Source organism: Desulfuribacillus alkaliarsenatis, assembly GCF_001730225.1.
Taxonomy (GTDB): Bacteria; Bacillota; Bacilli; order Desulfuribacillales; family Desulfuribacillaceae; genus Desulfuribacillus; species Desulfuribacillus alkaliarsenatis.
The window spans coordinates 75,343-92,619 of the sequence record NZ_MIJE01000003.1; the positions used below are offsets into that span (position 1 = coordinate 75,343).

Below are 17,277 nucleotides of genomic sequence, written 5' to 3' on the forward strand. Positions count from 1 at the left end.
AATGGCTTGTAGTAGGTTATCAATTAAGGATATTTCTTTAGAAGGTAAACGTATTTTTTGTCGTGTTGATTTTAATGTACCAATTTCTGCGGAGGGTAAGGTAACAGACGACACGCGGATTGTTAAAGCCTTACCGACGCTTCAATATATGATTGCTAAAGGTGCAAAAATTGTACTAGCAAGCCATTTTGGCCGTCCTAAGGGCGAGCGAAACGAGAAATACAGTTTAACACCTGTAGTAAAAAGGCTGTCAAAGCTATTACATACTGATGTTAAGATGGCTCCAGATTGCATCGGAGCAGAGGTAGAGGAATTAAAGAGCAGGATGCAACCAGGGGACGTTATTTTACTAGAAAACGTGCGCTTCCATCCCGGTGAAGAAAAAAATGATGAGAAACTAGCGCAGGAATTCGCTAAGAATATTGATGTCTTTGTCAATGACGCATTCGGCACAGCTCATCGTAGCCATGCATCGACAGCAGGTGTAGCAAAATTTGTACCAGTTGCCGTGGCAGGGTTCTTACTAATGACGGAAGTGAAAATGCTTGGGGAAGCATTACAGAATCCAAAGCGGCCGTTTACTGCTATCATAGGAGGCGCTAAGGTAAGTGATAAAATCCTTGTCATTGAAAGCCTTCTTGACCGCGTAGACAAGCTAATCATCGGTGGTGGTATGGCTAATACGTTCTTAAAGGCCCAAGGGTACGAAATTGGTAAATCTTTAGTAGAAGATGACCGAGTTCCTATTGCTAAAGATTTAATCGCTAAAGCAAAAGAGAAGAATGTGGAATTATTGCTACCGATTGATGTTCGAGTTGCCAAAGAGTTTTCTTATACACCAGAATATAAAAATGCCTTAGTTGAAGACATTCCAGAAACGTGGACAGCTTTAGATATTGGCCGCAGAACAATTGATTTATATTCAGAGGCCATTCGTTCATCTGCTACAATAGTTTGGAACGGGCCAATGGGTGTGTTTGAAATCAAGGAGTTTTCCGTAGGGACATTCAGTATTGCCCATATATTAGCGAAGCATGATGCATTTACGATTGTTGGTGGCGGAGATTCAGTAGCAGCAGTTGAGCAGGCGGGTCTTACAGATAAAATGGATCACATATCAACTGGTGGCGGCGCTTCTCTGAAAATGCTAGAGGGCAAGAAGCTGCCAGGTGTGGAAGTGCTAAACGTTAAACATGAGCAACCAACATCGACAGACTTTTGCAAATAAAATTAATAGAAGATAATTCTTTGAAAGATAATTTTTCAAAAGATATTCTTCAAAAGATAATTCTTTAAAAGATAATTAATAAAAGATTGGGAGGGGTCTACATCATGAAAAAACCAATCATTGCAGCAAATTGGAAAATGAACAAGACCGTATCAGAGACGGAAGAGTTTATTAAAAAACTAAGTGCTAAGGATATACCAGAGCATATTGAAGCCGTAGTTTGTCCGCCGTTCATTGGCTTAAAGGATGCGGTAAAACTTAAGCAGGGTACAGCTATAAAAGTTGGAGCACAGAACATGCACTTTGAAGAGCACGGAGCATACACTGGAGAAGTCAGTCCTGTTATGCTTAGTGATTTACAGGTGGATTACGTGATTCTTGGCCATTCTGAACGACGCCAGCTGTTTGGGGAAACGGATGAAGTCATCAATAAGAAAGTCCATGCAGCTTTCAAATATGGCTTATATCCTATCCTGTGTGTAGGCGAGACCTTAGAGCAAATGGAAGCTGGAGACACTGAAGTGTTAATTCAGAAGCAGCTTGAGCTTGGCTTAGCATGGCTGTCGGCTAATCAGGTGGCAGATATGGTTATTGCCTATGAACCTGTATGGGCTATAGGTACTGGCAAATCGTCTAATCCTGAGCTTGCTAATCAAACTATCAAACAAATACGCAAATATATTCAGGACATCTATGATACAAGCACTGCAAAGTCGGTACGTATCCAGTATGGCGGCAGTGTAAAACCTGAGAATATCAAGGATTATTTAAAACAATCAGACATCGATGGTGCCCTAGTTGGAGGAGCCAGTCTACAAGTGGAATCATTTTATAAGCTTTTAGTGTAAGCTAGTGCAATAGAGTTATAGGTGAGATTATAGCCAATAAATAATTAAGGTGCTTATTATAGTAATGCAGTTTGGATAAAGGGGGATGTTGGATAATGACTGAAGCTTACAAGCCCGTCTCACTAATCATTTTAGATGGTTATGGACTGAGAGAAGAAGAAACAGCGAACGCCATCAAGTTGGCTAAGACGCCAGTGATAGATGGGTTGATGCAGGAATACCCAACCGCCTCCTTAGGAGCGAGTGGTGAGCATGTAGGACTGCCAGCTGGACAGATGGGTAATTCAGAGGTCGGGCACTTGAATATTGGTGCGGGCAGAATTGTTTATCAAGAGCTAACAAGGATTAGCAAAGCCATTGAGTCTGGAGAGTTCTTCACTAATCCTGCTTTGCAGAAGGTGACAGAGCATGTGAAAAGCAAGCATAAAAAGCTTCACTTACTTGGCTTGGTATCAGATGGTGGCGTTCATTCCCATAGCGAGCACCTTTATGCGCTATTAGAATTAGCCAAAAAGCAAGGTATTGCAGATGATGTATATGTGCATGCATTCCTTGATGGTCGTGATACAGCACCTGATTCAGGAGCACAATTCATTCAAGAGTTAGTGGATAAAATGCAGGAAATAGGAGCAGGTAAGCTCGCTAGCATTCAAGGGCGTTACTTTGCAATGGATCGTGACCGTCGTTGGGATCGTGTCGAGAAAGCATACCGTGCGTTAGTCTATGGTGACGGGAATAAGACTAGTGAGCCAGTAAATGCAATTAAAGATTCCTATGCCAATCAGGTGTATGACGAATTTTTAGGACAGACAATTATCGTAGATGAAAAGCAGGAGCCAGTGGCAACGATTAACGATGGTGATGGAATTATATTCTTCAACTTCCGCCCTGACCGAGCGATTCAATTAACAAGGGCTTTTACAGAGGTTGATTTTAGAGACTTCAATCGTGGTGAGCATCCGCCACAGACTTTATATGTGTGTATGACTGAATACAGCGAGATAATTAAAGCAGAGGTTGCCTTTAAGACCCTAGACCTTAAGAATACATTGGGTGAGGTTCTACAGGATCAGCAGCTTACACAATTAAGAATTGCCGAAACGGAGAAATTCAAGCATGTCACGTCATTCTTTAGCGGTGGCAGAGAACAAGAATTTGTTGGTGAAACGCGCATTCTAATCGATTCTCCAAAGGTAGCTACATACGATTTGCAGCCAGAGATGAGCGCTCAGGAAATGACAGAGGTAGTGTGTAAGCAGATTAATGAAGACAGGTTTGATATCATTGTATTGAACTTCGCTAATCCAGATATGGTTGGCCATACAGGAAACTTACAGGCGGCTATACAAGCAGTGGAGGCTGTTGATGGGTGTCTTGGCAAGGTGGTTGAAGCTATTAAACAACAGGGTGGCGTAGCTCTAATTACGGCAGACCATGGGAATGCAGATATGATGCAATATCCAGACGGTGGTCGTCATACTGCTCACACAGCAAATCGAGTACCATTTATTATTACTACGAAGCAACATAATGGTACCTCAATTGAATTAAGGGAAGATGGGATTTTAGCAGATCTTGCGCCTACGATATTACATTTACTGAATATCAAACAGCCCGAAGAAATGACTGGTAGAAGTATAATACGTTAACAACATTAGTGATAACAAACAAGTAATTGCAATGAAATATAAAAGCTGATAAAACAAATAAATTAAAAATATAATTGATGGAGGTAGGTTATAGAAATGTCAATCATTTATGATGTGTATGCAAGGGAAGTCCTAGATTCAAGAGGAAACCCAACGGTAGAGGTAGAGGTAGAACTAGAAAGTGGCCATGTAGGACGAGCTATTGTTCCTTCAGGAGCATCTACTGGTGCGTATGAAGCTGTAGAATTACGTGATGGTGGCGACCGTTATTTAGGTAAAGGAGTTCAGCAAGCGGTAGATAACGTAAATGAAGTTATTGCTCCAGAGTTAATTGGTGAGGATGCTTTTGACCAGGTTGGGATCGATCAATTACTGATTGAACTTGATGGTACACCGAACAAAGCTAAGCTAGGTGCGAACGCAATCTTAGGTATATCTATGGCAGTTGCCCGTGCAGCCGCTGAATATCAAGGGGTTCCACTATACACATATCTAGGTGGATTTAACGCAAGACAGCTACCAGTGCCAATGATGAACATTTTAAATGGTGGCGAGCATGCCGACAATAATGTAGACATTCAAGAGTTTATGGTGATGCCTGTGGGTGCAGAGGACTTCCGTGAGGCATTACGTATGGGTGCAGAAATTTTCCATAGCTTAAAAGCTGTGCTTAAAGCTAAAGGGCTAAGTACATCTGTAGGTGATGAGGGTGGATTTGCTCCTAGTCTTAGCTCTAATGAAGAGGCACTTACTGTAATTATGGAAGCCATTGAGAAGGCTGGCTATAAGCCTGGTGAAGAAATTTGCCTGGCTCTAGATGTTGCGGCAACAGAGTTATATAAAGATGGAAAATATCACTTAGAGGGTGAAGGGGTTTCTAAAACCGCTTCTGAGATGATTGACTTCTATGAGCAATTAGCAGATAAGTATCCGATTATTTCAATTGAAGATGGCTTAAGCGAAGATGACTGGGATGGCTGGAAGGAGCTTACTGACCGCCTAGGTGGAAAAGTTCAATTAGTTGGTGATGACCTGTTCGTAACAAATACCGAGCGATTAGAGCGCGGCATTAACGAGGGGATTGGTAACTCTATCCTGATAAAAGTAAATCAAATTGGTACACTAACTGAAACCTTCGAAGCTATTGAAATGGCGAAGCGTGCTGGTTTCACATCAGTTATTTCACACCGTTCAGGTGAAAGTGAAGATACGATTATTGCTGATATTGCTGTAGCGACAAATGCAGGACAGATTAAAACTGGTGCACCCTCTAGAACAGACCGTGTCGCAAAATATAACCAATTATTACGTATTGAAGATCAATTGGACTACACAGCAGCTTACCCAGGATTACAAGCATTTTATAATTTAAAGTAATGCTTGCGGTGACTGCTTGATTATGGTATAGTAGCTTTTAGTGTAAAGTATATCACCTGTAATAGGAGGTGGCAAAATGGTTGTTTTATTGAATATATTACTTGTAATTATATCACTATCACTGATCGCTGTTGTATTGTTACAGCCAGGTAAAAGTGCCGGTTTATCTGGTGCTATTGCAGGTGGAGCTGAGCAAATGATCGGAACGAAGGCAAAGGGTTACCAGAAGGTATTAGAGCGTGTAACGAAGTATGTTGCTGTTGCTTTCTTACTTCTGAGCTTTATTGTAGCTTACCTAGTACAATAATTTTGGCGCAATGTAACAATTAAATTAACAACTGGACTCACCATAATTAGTATGGTGAGTTTTTTTATGCTATCATATAGCTATACATACAAAGAAGCTGCTAATAAATCCGCAGATATTAAGTATTATAGAAAATGGAGGGAACGAAATTGAAGGCATGTTTGTTAATCCATGGTTTTACAGGTTCTCCTTACGAAATAGAGCCGTTAGCAGAGGCACTACGGCAGGAAGGCTATGCAGTAGAGATGCCGATTCTTGCTGGACATGGTCATGATGAAGATTTACAGGATGTTTGCTGGACTGACTGGATTAGTTCTGCGGAACAGGCACTAAAGCCAATGGTAGGAAAATATGAAGAGATAAATATTGTTGGTTTTTCAATGGGCTCGCTTATAGCAACCTACCTATCTACGCAGTACCCAGTAGCAAGATTAGTACTATTAAGTCCTGCTATTTATTACATAAATTATCGTCAGCTATTTGAGAATATGTCTGTTGCCATAAAGAAACGTTTTAAAGATTCTTTAAGTGATGAGTTCAAACAATATGTGGCGAAGGCAACGAACACACCACTGCGTAGCGTAATAGATTTCCGTCGCTTAACACAGCAGCTATCACCATATTTAGAGCAGGTATCAGTACCAACATTAATTTTACAAGGGAAAAAAGACATGCTTGTTGAGCCAGACAGTGCAAGGCATGCTTATGAAGCTATAAAAAGTCCAGATAAAAAACTATTATTCCTAGAAAACTCACCACATATTATGTGCCGTGGTGAGGAGCATGAATTAGTAAATGAATATGTGATTGACTTCCTTAAGGGAGTAAACCAATCATGATTGAAAAGCGAGATAAAGGAGCTTTTTACCTGGAAGGCAGCAAAGAAATTGGTGTTTTATTAACCCATGGATTTACAGGCTCACCAGCAGAAGTTCGTCCATTAGGAGAGTTTCTAAACCAGCAGGGATATACTGTCTATGCACCACTTTTAGCAGGGCATGGTACATGTGTTGAGGATATGGAACAGACTAATTGGCAAGACTGGTGGAAGAGTGTGGAATTAGGTTATGAGAAGCTAAAGGTAGAGGGCTGTCGTGAAATAATAGCCTGTGGGTTATCCATGGGTGGGATTTTATCCTTGAAGGTTGCAATTAATTACCCTCTTAAAGCGGTTATCAGTATGTGTGCTCCTATATATCTTTCGGACAGAAGGGCATATTTTATGAGTGTGTTGAAATACTTCCGCAGATTTCATAAAAAGTCAGAAAGGTATAATGGTGCCCCAAGTCGCGAAATATCAGGTTACTTAGCTACACCATTGGCATGTGTTCCGAGCTTGATTGAGCTTATTAAGCAAGTTAAGCCATTATTAGGTCATATAGAAGTTCCAGCCTTGATTATGCAGGCAGAACAGGATTTAACCGTCCGTCCTGCAAGTGGAAGCTATATTTATGAACATATAGGAAGTTACAGAAAACAGTATATTACATATGAGAAATCTGGACATATTATTACTATCGACAAAGAAAGAGAAAAGGTATTTAAAGATATTCATGATTTTATTAAAAGACTAGACCAATAAAAAAAAGACTAGATCAATAAAAGTTAGAAAATTAGCAAAAAAGCATGGCAATATTGTAAATTGAGGTGAGAGTATTATGGATAGAGAAAGTGTACTTGATTTCATGGGCGAACTAAAATATAAGCCGATGACTGTAAACGAGCTGTTTGATTGCTTAGAGGGAGAAGATAGTGAGGACTTTAAGGAGTTCGTTAAACTCTTAAATGTGCTAGAGGATGAAGGGAAAATCATTCGCACCCGCGCTGATACCTATGGGCTGCCTGAGCGAATGAACCTAGTTGTTGGTCGAGTACAAGGACATGCGAAAGGTTTTTGCTTCGTAATATCCGAGGACAAGTCCTTTCCAGATGTGTACATAAGTGCAGAAAATACAAATACGGCAATGCATAAAGACCGTGTATTAGTGCGTTTATCAACAAGAAGGGACGGAGCTAGACAGGAAGGCCAAATTATACGTATCCTAGAGCGTGCAAATCAACGTTTAGTAGGTACGTTTTTTGCAAGTCGCAGCTATGGCTTTGTAGTGCCTGATGATAAGCGACTAGCTAATAAGGATATTTTTATCCCAGCAGAGGAGACCTTAGATGCACAGGATGGATATAAGGTTGTTGTCGAAATTACACAGTTCCCGAAGGAGCGCTTAAGTGCAGAAGGGAAAATCATTGAAGTACTAGGGCATATTAACGAACCAGGTGTTGATATCCTATCAATCATACGTAAGCATGGTATTCCAGAGGCATTTCCGCCAGAAGTTCTTGCTGAAGCAGAGCGAATACCTGAAGCTATAAGTGAGGAAGACCTGAAAGACCGTAGAGATTTACGTGACAAAAAAATGGTCACGATTGATGGTGAAGACGCTAAGGATTTAGACGATGCTGTATCGATAGAGAAGTTATCTAACGGAAACTACCGACTAGGTGTACATATTGCAGATGTTAGCTATTATGTCAAAGAAGGTTCTGCTTTAGATGAAGAAGCAATGGCAAGGGGCAACAGTACCTATTTGGTGGACAGGGTAATCCCGATGCTACCAGAGCGCTTATCGAACGGTATATGTAGCTTAAATCCGCGCATAGATCGCTTGACCATGTCCTGTGAGATGGAGTTTGATGGAAATCTTAAGGTCATTAACTATGAGATTTTTCCAAGCGTAATCAAGACCGTTGAGCGTATGACTTATGGTAATGTCCGCAAAATAGTTGAGGATGAAGATCCAGAGCTAATGGAACGTTATAAAGACTTAGTCGAAGACTTTATGATGCTTAAAGATTTAGCTGCCAAGCTTCGCAATCGTCGGATGGAGCGGGGAGCTATTGACTTTGACTTTGTTGAAACTAAGATAGTTGTGGATTTAAACGGTAAGCCCGTTGATTTAGTAAAACGTGAACGCTCTACTGCTGAGAAAATTATTGAAGAGTGTATGCTTGTAGCGAATGAAACGGTCGCTGAGCATTTTCACTGGTTGAACATTCCGTTCATTTATCGTGTCCATGAAGAACCTAATTTAGAAAAACTATTTGCCTTTAACGAGTTTATAAGCAACTTCGGCTACTTCGTCCGTGGCTTTAGTAATAAAGTTCATCCGAAGTCCTTACAGCAAATAATTGAGCAAATTGAAGGTGCACCAGAAGAACGTATTATTAACACAGTACTATTACGCTCAATGAAACAGGCACGCTACGACACGGAAGGTGTTGGCCACTTCGGCTTAGCGACGGAATACTATACCCATTTCACGTCTCCGATTCGACGTTACTCAGACTTGATTGTGCATCGCATGATTCGTAAATCGATAAACAAAAAGGGTCTAGCTGCAGAAAAGATGGGTAAGCTAGCGAAAAAACTTCAAGAGATAGCGGAGCTTGCCTCAGAACGTGAGCGCATTTCTGTTGATGCTGAAAGAGAAACTGATGAGCTGAAAAAAGTTGAGTTTATGGAAGAACACGTTGGTGAAGAATTTGAGGGAATTATCACAAGTGTAACGAACTTTGGAATGTTCGTAGAGCTTGATAACTCCGTAGAAGGCTTAGTTCATATCAGTTATATGACTGACGACTATTATAATTATCACGAGAAATCCTATAGCCTAGTTGGTGAACGTACAGGCAGAACCTACCGTATCGGTGATCCTGTAAAAGTTAAACTAATGCGCGCAAATAAGGAAGAGCGGCAGTTGGATTTCGAGCTTATAGAGGGGCCGCCGGCAAAGCGCGGCGCAAAAAAGAAGCCAGTAGCAATTGAAGTTCGACAACCAGGTGGTGACTACAAGAAAAGACGTCGTAGAAAGTCTGATGGTAGTCAGAAGGGCTCAGATAAGCAAGGTTCAGGAAAAAGGGGCAAGAAATCAGGAGCAGGTAAGAAGGATAGAAAAGGGAAAGATAAAGGAACACGTAAGAGGAAGTAAAGAGATATGATTAAAAGAGGAGAGTGGGACAGATGCTATTTAAGCTTCATTCTTCTAAAACAAGGCATAGTGTAAAGCTGATAATATTTTTGTTTATGTTTTGGGCTTTATTATCTGGCAAATGGGATTTGTTCCATTTAGGAATAGGTATGGCGGCAGCGCTTTTCATAACCTGGATTACGCTGCCGCTAATGCGGTTAACGTCCCGAGATGGTCAAAGGATATTTTATGCCTTTGATTTTCCGCTTTTTAAATACGTTAAATTTTGGATTTGGTTAGTGAAGGAAATCATTAAAGCTAATATAGAAGTTGCCATGATCATCTTAAATCCTAAGCTGCCAATTGACCCTCAAGTAGTTACCCTCGAGAAAAAGTTTACTAATCCAATAGCACAAACAACATTATCAAACGCTATCATCCTTACACCAGGAACACTAACCTTAGATGTTGATGATAATACGTATGTGATACATTCATTGACGAAAAAAGGAGCACAAAGAATTGAACGTGGTTTTGAGAGTAAGCTAATTGCTAAAGTTGATGATGTTTTTCAAGAGTAGTTCAAGAATAGATACTTAAAATGCATACTTAGCAGATAGTTTTAAATTTAAATGGGGGACTATCATGGAGAGTTTATTCGTTGTTGTTAGCATAGGATTAGTGGTTTTGATCCTGATTATGCTGTATCGTGTTTTTAAAGGACCAACAGTATACGACAGGTTAAATGGACTAATTGTCATAGCTGCTGATGTAACAATCCTATTAGTTTTAATAGGGTATATAAATGATCGGGCTGATATGTTTATAGATATAGCAATTACATATGCAATCCTTGGGTTTATAACCTTTGTTGTACTTGCTAAATACATTGAAATCAGGGGGTCAAACTATGATTGAGTTCAGTATTCAAAATATGATAGCTGGATTTTTTATAGTTACGGGCTTCCTTTTTAGTATTATTGCGACTATAGGAGTGCTGCGTTTGCCTGATTTCTATACGCGTATTCACGCTTCAGGGAAGAATGAAACCCTAGGTTTAATGCTAGTATTATTAGGAGTAGCAATTTACGAGGGATTCACTTTAAATAGCACAAAGCTATTATTTATTACTATATTTGTGCTTATTTTTAATGCGGCGGGGGTTCATGTTTTAAGCAGGGCTGCTTATAAAGCAGGGGTGCGACCTTGGAAAAAAGGGTAGACCTAGTAAAAAGCTAGTGAATGGGAGGAGCGAGTAGATGCTATATTTCGAAGCATTATTATTAATTTTAATGTTAATAGTAGGTTATTCAGCCTTGCATGTTCGAGACTTGTATTACTCTATCCTTCTGTTTGTGTTATTTAGCGTATTTGCTGTATTGCTGTATATAATCCTAGGAGCACCTGATGTTGCATTGCTAGAAGCAGTCATAGGTATATTATTCACAATATTCTTCCTAGCGGGCATTTACAAAATTGGACGGTGGTCCGAATCATGATGCGCTATCTATCATTAACGCTGATTGCCTTTATGTTGATACTGTTCACCTTCAGCTTTCAGGAATTACCTAATATAGGCGACCCAAATTCGCCAGCAGCTACCCACGTATCGCCTTATTATATTGAGAAAGCCTATGAAGACACAGGGGCGTCAAATCTTGTTACCGCGGTACTGATATCATACCGAGGCTTTGATACCCTCGGCGAGACTATTGTGATTTTTATAGCTGGAATTGCTACGATGTCAATTATAAGCTTTTACTACCAAGGTCAGGAGTTAGTTAGACAAGAAGAGCGGGGCTTTGGTGGATATGTTTTAGACACCTCATTTCGCTATATGGTACCAGTGGTGTTGATGTATGGGGTATACATCCTGGTTCACGGTGAATATTCACCTGGTGGCGCGTTCCAGGCTGGTGCTTTACTTGCCTTTGGAGTTATTAGCTCGCAGTTAATTCGTGGGCGTATTCAAGTAATAACGATTAAGCAGTCAATCCTATTAGCTGGATTTGGCGTGCTAATATTTTTGTCCGTGGGAATTGCTGGTTTTTTCTATCAAGGTGTGTTTTTAGAATTGGATGTGCTGCCAACTTCTACAGAAGAATTAGGTCATGCCATAGGTATTCTTATTATTGAAGTGGGCGTAGCTCTATGTGTTATGGCTACAATTTTAGTAATATATAGTGCGTTAGAGAGGGAGATGCCTGATGTTTGAAGACTTTCTTTCTGGAACGCTTATTTACTTTTTAATAATTTCTATGTTTCTTTTAGGGATATATGGAGTTATAAATAAGAAGAATTTGTTAAAAAAGCTAATAGCGTTAAATATTACACAGGTTTCAGTAATCATCTTCTTTTTAGCCCTTGGACAAAAGCGTGATGCTACTATTCCTGTAATCCTGCCTGGGGTTTTTGAAGCTGATCGCTATACAAATCCGTTACCACAAGCAATGATGTTAACCGCCATAGTTGTTAGCTTAGCTATTGCAGGCGTGGGATTAGTATTATTGAAGAAAATAGCCAACGATTACGGAAGCATTGAAGAAGATCAAATTATTAAGTTGATGAAAAATAATAAACTGATGCAAAAAAATAAGCAAGATATGCAAGTGAACAAACAAGATATGCAAGTAAACAAACAAAATATTACCGGAGGAAATTTTAACAATATCGCTGGTGCTGTAGACATCAATAAACGCAGTGGGGGAAGGGGGGATGGTCGTGATTGAGCATCTTCCTGCCCTGTTGGTCGTAATTCCTTTAGTTTTATCGGTTATCATTCTTTTTATAGCCTATATTTCAGCACGGTTGTTGCGTTGGACTGCCATTTCAACAACTGTAGTCCTCGTACTCTTGTCAATCTTGACCTTAGTGACTAGTGTCCAGGAAGGGGCACTTACCTATGCTTTTGGTGGCTGGCTGCCGCCATGGGGGATTGCATTCATAGTTGACCCGATGTCGGCTTTTATCGTACTAGTTACTAATGTTTTGTTCACCCTTGCTGTCTTATATGGTGGAGCTTACCTGTATGGTATGCACTGGCTCAGGACGGGCTGTTATTATTCCCTATTCTTTCTTATGGTTGCAGGTATGTCTGGAATGTTAATTTCAGCAGATTTGTTTAATATTTTTGTGTTTATGGAAATGTCCTCATTGGCGACCTATGTATTAATTGCCTTTGCTGGCACAAGGGCAAATTTCGCTGCGTTTCGATACCTGATAATCGGAACACTAGGGGCGAAGTTTTATCTGCTGGCGGTAGCCTATATATACGGTCTGACAGGCAGTCTATACTTTTTGGACGTGGCTGAGCGTTTGCAGCCCTATGAGCAAACAACTGCAATGATTATTATTATGCTACTGATTGTAGCGGGCTTTGGTTTGAAAATGGCGCTATTTCCAATGCACGGCTGGCTACCTGATGCCCATACGTATGCACCGTCAACAATCTCAGCGATGATTTCGGGGGTTATGATTAAGGTTCCAGCCTTTGTGTTATTTAAAATATTCTTTTTTGTACTGGGTGTTGATCAATTTTATACGATGCCGATTTTGATGATAGCTGGAATACTTGCCGCCGCTGGCATGATAGTAGGTTCCGTTATGGCGCTCTTACAAAAAGAATGTAAGCGCATGCTCGCCTATTCAAGTGTTGCTCAGATAGGCTATGTGATACTCGGATTCTCCATTGGTAATGTGTATGGGGTTATCGGTGGGCTTTTGCACATCGTCAATCACGCAGTAATGAAAAGTTGTTTGTTTTTTGTAGCTGGTGCTGTTAAATGGCATAAGCAATCTGATAGTATCGATAATTTTAAGGGATTGGGCAGGAGCATGCCGCTATCAATGGCAGCCTTTACTGTGGCAGCATTTTCAATGATTGGGCTACCACCAACGGCAGGCTTCTTTAGTAAGTGGTATTTGTTAAAAGGGGCAGTATTAGAAAACCTGTGGTTTTTTGTAATAGTAATTGTTATTAGTAGTCTTTTAAATGCTATATATTTCTTTAGAATTATAGAAAAGATTTATCTGCAGGATGCTGATGAAGTAAACGAAACAAAAAATACAAATGAAACAAGTGATACATATGACACAAATGCCCTGCAGAAGCAATCTATATCTGCGACCAATTATGAAACTAGTGACGGCAATAACCCTTCTGCCTTTGAGAGGATGCTAGAGCGTCAGCGAGAACGTGTTAGGTTGTTTCAGGAGAAGCGTTTTGGCGGTTTTGAACTTCCTTTAACAATGCTAGTTCCAATTGTAATATTGGCTATTGGGGTTTTCGTGCTAGGAATTTACAATCAGCCAATTGTTACGAATATTATAGAGACAGCGCTAGGAGGGATTGCATATGGGAGATAATATATTACCAGTACTTGCAATTGTAGTGCCGCTGATTGCTGTTGTCTTAATATTACTTAGTAAGAAATATCCGAATATAAGGGAAGCATGGACTATCATTGCAGCACTTCTAAATCTGATAATCATACTGGCAATGGTTCCTACTATACTGGCGCAGCAGACTATTGATGTGAAGCTGTTTTATGTAGTGAAAGACATTTACTTGCACTTAAGGGTAGACGCTTTAGGTCTGCTGTTTGCTGCTTTGGCAGCAGTACTATGGGTAGTAACATCGGTGTTTTCGATTGGGTATATGCGTGGTCTAGATAGTAAAAACCAAACAGTCTATTATGCTAGTTTTGCCTTGAGTCTAGCGGCCACAATCGGAATTGCTTTCTCGGCTAATTTAATAACATTCTTTATTTTCTATGAGCTACTGACGATTGCTACTTATCCGCTAGTGATTCATAAACGTAATCAAGAAGCACAACAGGCTGGACGGAAATATCTAATCTATACACTGGTAGCAGGACAGCTTCTACTAGTGGGAGTTGTGCTTGTTCACTTGTTAGCAGGAACGAGTGATTTCGTTGGTGGGGGTATTTTAACGGCAGATATGGCTCCAGCCTGGGTGCTGCAGGCTGTATTTATGCTATTATTTATCGGCACTGCAGTTAAAGCAGGAGTGATGCCACTCCATGCTTGGCTACCTGCTGCGATGGTTGCACCAACTCCTGTCAGCGCCTTACTACATGCCGTAGCTGTGGTAAAGGCAGGCGCATTTGGCGTATATCGAATAGTTGGCTATGTTTTTGGGCCAGAATTATTTCAAGAGATTGGTATGGCTACAGCCATTGCTTGGATTGCTTCAATTACTATTATTGTCTCGTCACTAATTGCAATAAACCAAGACCATCTAAAGAGAAGGCTAGCGTTTTCGACAATTGGGCAATTGTCATACGTTGTCTTAGGTATAGCCTTAGCAACACCCTATGGCTTTCTAGGAGCGGGCTTTCATATGGTCGCCCATGCATTCATGAAAATTACGCTGTTCTTCTGTGCGGGAGCTATCTATGTGCTGACGAAGAAGGCGAAGGAAAGTGAAATGAATGGGTTAGGCAAACAATTTCCGATTATATTTGCTGCCTTTGCCGTTGCCTCCATAGGAATTGCGGGTATGCCATTTATTGCTGGCTTTATTAGTAAATTCAACATTGTCCTCGGAGCCATTCAAGGAGGTCAGGTGCTATTTATCGTTGTCATGATAGCCAGTGCCTTATTAAGTTTGTCGTACCTGATGCCAGTTGTGTATATGGCGTTTTTCAATCATAAAACACAAGGAAGTAATCAAGATGTAGCACCAATAAAGCTGCCGGCGATAATACCAAAGCTATTAGTAATTCCGATAGTAATAACAGCTTTAAGCTCAGTAATACTAGGCGTCTATCCGAACTTCATAGGCTCGTACTATGACTTAGCAGCCTTAGCCAGTGATAATGTATTCATAATTACCGATGTGAATAGTTATAGTGTAATCAAAACGTTTACAGATTTAGTAGCAAAGGGGTTAATGCGATGATGAAATTTACTGTAGCTATCATTGGAAGCTTGTTACTAATTGGCGTTGCTAAACTAATGGCTAAGTTTTTACGACGCGACGAGGATTACTATGAGTAGTAGTGGTTATAAACGCAGTATCAAATAAAATAAGTACTGAAAATTATTAGATTTATCTGGAGAATTATTATTTAAAGCGGAAAGGAGGAGCGCAGTATGATGTTTACAGATATACATCCAAGTGTATTGTTATTATTATTTGGAGCTTTACTATTGTTTGTGCCAGCTAGGTTTATAGCTAGTGTTAAACTTGCTGCTGCGCTCTTTATTTTTGCTGTTGTATTTTATCTTCCGCAAGATATATCTAGAACAGTCACCTTCATTAATCAATTGGAACTACAGGTGCTATACGTTGATTGGAGTCGTTGGGTGTTTGCTGTCATTTTAATGGCGATGTTTTTCATAGCACAATTATATGGCTTTAACCAAAGAAAGCGTGGCGAAGTAATAGCCAGTTTTTTCTATGGAGCTGGAGCCATAGGCTGTGTTTTTGCTGGGGATTGGATAACGCTCCTGTTCTTTTGGGAGCTTATGGCCGTTAGTTCAACGTTTTTAGTCTGGTATGGTGGCTCAAAGCGTTCAACAGGTGCGGGAATTCGTTATCTGATTTACCACTTTTTCGGTGGTAATTTGTTGTTGTTTGGAGTCCTATTAAAGGTATATCAAGGGAATTTAGGGATTGAAGTTTTGACAGGAAGCATTGATTTGGCTTTTTGGTTAATCTTCCTAGGTTTTGCTGTTAACGCAGCAATTCCACCACTGCATACATGGCTTACAGACGCATATCCAGAGACGAGTATTTCAGGCATATTATTTATGAACATCTTCACGACCAAGGTTGCCGTCTTTATGATTATGCAGGTATTTCCTGGACAAGGGTTTTTAATTTATCTAGGGGTTTTCATGGCGATTTATGGGGTCTTGTATGCCATTTTAGAAAATAAAATACGCAAGCTGCTTTCCTATCATATTGTTAGCCAGGTAGGTCTGATGATTGCTGCAATAGGAATCGGAACGGAGTTGGCAATTAACGGGGCATTTGCACTAGCTATTGGGAATATACTATTTAAGTCGCTGTTGTTTATGAGTTGTGGAGTTATTATTTACTCGACGAATCGCTGGAAGCTAACGGATTTAGGTGGGCTTTATCGGAAGATGCCTGTTAATACCCTTATGTTCATGATTGGCGCACTGGCGATTTCTGGGCTACCATTTCTTAACGGCTATGTGAGTAAGGCCCTAGTTGGTGCTGCTGCGTCAGAATACCATCGATTTGTTGCCATCGCCATATATGTAGCTAGCGTTGGTACTGCCTTATCCATCCCACTAAAGCTAGGGTATTATGGCTTTGTTTACAAAAGTGATGCAGATTATCAATGGAAGTATAAACATGAGCGGGAGCTAGTAGCTAACGTCCCATATAAATATATTACGATGATAGCATTAGCGCTAGCTTGTATTGTCTTTGGTGTATTACCGCAGTCGTTATTTCAGCTAATGCCATATGTTGTAGATTACACACCATATACAATGACGAAGGTTATCGAAGAACTATTTTTCTTAATTGGGATAGCTGCTGTATTTGTATTACTACTACCAAGGCTGACACCGAAGGCAGTAATGAATCTAGACTTCGATTGGTTCTTACGCGTTTCATTGAAAAGGTTATTATTAAGGCTAGCGGATAGCATACAATTATTAGGTAAGGTCGTATCTAAGCCCAATAAGGCAATAGGAAGCTTTGTAATAGCGAAAATGCAGACATATAATCCAGACCGAAATCGCGTTATGCTAGAGTGGATTGTAGTGCCAGCACTGCTTGTGTTTGTAATCTCCGTCATGCTAATGATTGCAGTCATACCTTAAAACAAGTAGAATGGGGATAAGTTAATGATACCGAATGTATTATAACTATCTAAATATAGCTATTGAAATTATACAT

Annotated in this window: 17 protein-coding genes; all 17 read left to right on the top strand. The window is 40.2% G+C overall.

Features of this window, described 5'->3' with window-relative positions; translation table 11 throughout:
• Position 1 precedes the first annotated feature (1 nt).
• The 17 genes from BHF68_RS04580 (at position 2) to BHF68_RS04660 (ending at position 17,201) form a co-directional block, all read left to right on the top strand.
• Positions 2-1,228, top strand: a complete 1,227-nt coding sequence (locus BHF68_RS04580; RefSeq protein WP_069642481.1) for a phosphoglycerate kinase — start codon at positions 2-4, stop codon at positions 1,226-1,228.
• A gap of 104 nt (positions 1,229-1,332) precedes the next feature.
• A complete protein-coding gene (gene tpiA / locus BHF68_RS04585; protein ID WP_069642482.1) occupies positions 1,333-2,076 on the top strand; it encodes a triose-phosphate isomerase in 744 nt (247 codons plus the stop codon).
• Between the two features lie 95 nt (positions 2,077-2,171).
• Positions 2,172-3,725: a 2,3-bisphosphoglycerate-independent phosphoglycerate mutase gene (gene gpmI / locus BHF68_RS04590; protein WP_069642483.1), complete on the top strand. Its 1,554-nt coding sequence runs from the start codon at positions 2,172-2,174 to the stop codon at positions 3,723-3,725.
• A gap of 96 nt (positions 3,726-3,821) precedes the next feature.
• Positions 3,822-5,102, top strand: a complete 1,281-nt coding sequence (eno, locus tag BHF68_RS04595) for a phosphopyruvate hydratase (protein WP_069642484.1) — start codon at positions 3,822-3,824, stop codon at positions 5,100-5,102.
• A 76-nt stretch (positions 5,103-5,178) separates the two neighbouring features.
• A complete protein-coding gene (gene secG, locus BHF68_RS04600) occupies positions 5,179-5,409 on the top strand; it encodes a preprotein translocase subunit SecG (RefSeq protein WP_069642485.1) in 231 nt (76 codons plus the stop codon).
• Between the two features lie 149 nt (positions 5,410-5,558).
• Positions 5,559-6,248, top strand: coding sequence for an alpha/beta hydrolase (locus BHF68_RS04605; protein ID WP_176719876.1), 690 nt, complete (start codon positions 5,559-5,561; stop codon positions 6,246-6,248).
• The gene (locus tag BHF68_RS04610) at positions 6,245-6,991 is read left to right on the top strand and encodes an alpha/beta hydrolase (RefSeq protein WP_069642487.1); all 747 of its coding nucleotides are present in this window, start codon (positions 6,245-6,247) and stop codon (positions 6,989-6,991) included. The genes BHF68_RS04605 and BHF68_RS04610 overlap by 4 nt, the downstream gene beginning before the upstream one ends.
• A 76-nt stretch (positions 6,992-7,067) precedes the next feature.
• A complete protein-coding gene (gene rnr / locus BHF68_RS04615) occupies positions 7,068-9,395 on the top strand; it encodes a ribonuclease R (protein ID WP_069642488.1) in 2,328 nt (775 codons plus the stop codon).
• 32 nt (positions 9,396-9,427) lie between these two features.
• Positions 9,428-9,955 (top strand): Na+/H+ antiporter subunit E, encoded by a 528-nt coding sequence (locus BHF68_RS04620; protein WP_069642489.1) that lies wholly within the window; start codon positions 9,428-9,430, stop codon positions 9,953-9,955.
• 64 nt (positions 9,956-10,019) lie between these two features.
• On the top strand, positions 10,020-10,292 hold the full coding sequence (locus BHF68_RS04625; protein WP_069642490.1) for an MrpF/PhaF family protein: 273 nt from the start codon (positions 10,020-10,022) through the stop codon (positions 10,290-10,292).
• The gene (gene mnhG / locus BHF68_RS04630; protein ID WP_069642491.1) at positions 10,285-10,596 is read left to right on the top strand and encodes a monovalent cation/H(+) antiporter subunit G; all 312 of its coding nucleotides are present in this window, start codon (positions 10,285-10,287) and stop codon (positions 10,594-10,596) included. The genes BHF68_RS04625 and mnhG overlap by 8 nt, the downstream gene beginning before the upstream one ends.
• 37 nt (positions 10,597-10,633) lie before the next feature.
• Entirely contained in the window at positions 10,634-10,873 is a 240-nt protein-coding gene (locus tag BHF68_RS04635; protein WP_069642492.1) for a Na(+)/H(+) antiporter subunit B, read from the top strand.
• Entirely contained in the window at positions 10,870-11,589 is a 720-nt protein-coding gene (gene mbhE / locus BHF68_RS04640; RefSeq protein WP_069642493.1) for a hydrogen gas-evolving membrane-bound hydrogenase subunit E, read from the top strand. The genes BHF68_RS04635 and mbhE overlap by 4 nt, the downstream gene beginning before the upstream one ends.
• On the top strand, positions 11,582-12,103 hold the full coding sequence (locus BHF68_RS04645) for a sodium:proton antiporter (RefSeq protein ID WP_069642494.1): 522 nt from the start codon (positions 11,582-11,584) through the stop codon (positions 12,101-12,103). The genes mbhE and BHF68_RS04645 overlap by 8 nt, the downstream gene beginning before the upstream one ends.
• The gene (locus BHF68_RS04650) at positions 12,096-13,739 is read left to right on the top strand and encodes a complex I subunit 5 family protein (RefSeq protein ID WP_069642495.1); all 1,644 of its coding nucleotides are present in this window, start codon (positions 12,096-12,098) and stop codon (positions 13,737-13,739) included. Before BHF68_RS04645 ends, BHF68_RS04650 begins: the two co-directional genes overlap by 8 nt.
• Positions 13,729-15,297, top strand: a complete 1,569-nt coding sequence (locus BHF68_RS04655) for a proton-conducting transporter transmembrane domain-containing protein (RefSeq protein ID WP_069642496.1) — start codon at positions 13,729-13,731, stop codon at positions 15,295-15,297. The genes BHF68_RS04650 and BHF68_RS04655 overlap by 11 nt, the downstream gene beginning before the upstream one ends.
• 194 nt (positions 15,298-15,491) lie before the next feature.
• Positions 15,492-17,201, top strand: a complete 1,710-nt coding sequence (locus tag BHF68_RS04660) for a proton-conducting transporter transmembrane domain-containing protein (RefSeq protein ID WP_069642497.1) — start codon at positions 15,492-15,494, stop codon at positions 17,199-17,201.
• Positions 17,202-17,277: the final 76 nt, after the last annotated feature.

Coding starts and splice junctions, on each gene's coding strand:
- tpiA (WP_069642482.1), top strand. CDS start 1,333: ATGAAAAAACCAATCATTGCAGCAAATTGGAAAATGAACAAGACCGTA.
- gpmI (WP_069642483.1), top strand. CDS start 2,172: ATGACTGAAGCTTACAAGCCCGTCTCACTAATCATTTTAGATGGTTAT.
- BHF68_RS04580 (WP_069642481.1), top strand. CDS start 2: ATGGCTTGTAGTAGGTTATCAATTAAGGATATTTCTTTAGAAGGTAAA.
- BHF68_RS04645 (WP_069642494.1), top strand. CDS start 11,582: ATGTTTGAAGACTTTCTTTCTGGAACGCTTATTTACTTTTTAATAATT.
- BHF68_RS04625 (WP_069642490.1), top strand. CDS start 10,020: ATGGAGAGTTTATTCGTTGTTGTTAGCATAGGATTAGTGGTTTTGATC.
- mnhG (WP_069642491.1), top strand. CDS start 10,285: ATGATTGAGTTCAGTATTCAAAATATGATAGCTGGATTTTTTATAGTT.
- secG (WP_069642485.1), top strand. CDS start 5,179: ATGGTTGTTTTATTGAATATATTACTTGTAATTATATCACTATCACTG.
- BHF68_RS04660 (WP_069642497.1), top strand. CDS start 15,492: ATGATGTTTACAGATATACATCCAAGTGTATTGTTATTATTATTTGGA.
- mbhE (WP_069642493.1), top strand. CDS start 10,870: ATGATGCGCTATCTATCATTAACGCTGATTGCCTTTATGTTGATACTG.
- eno (WP_069642484.1), top strand. CDS start 3,822: ATGTCAATCATTTATGATGTGTATGCAAGGGAAGTCCTAGATTCAAGA.
- BHF68_RS04620 (WP_069642489.1), top strand. CDS start 9,428: ATGCTATTTAAGCTTCATTCTTCTAAAACAAGGCATAGTGTAAAGCTG.
- BHF68_RS04655 (WP_069642496.1), top strand. CDS start 13,729: ATGGGAGATAATATATTACCAGTACTTGCAATTGTAGTGCCGCTGATT.
- BHF68_RS04610 (WP_069642487.1), top strand. CDS start 6,245: ATGATTGAAAAGCGAGATAAAGGAGCTTTTTACCTGGAAGGCAGCAAA.
- rnr (WP_069642488.1), top strand. CDS start 7,068: ATGGATAGAGAAAGTGTACTTGATTTCATGGGCGAACTAAAATATAAG.
- BHF68_RS04635 (WP_069642492.1), top strand. CDS start 10,634: ATGCTATATTTCGAAGCATTATTATTAATTTTAATGTTAATAGTAGGT.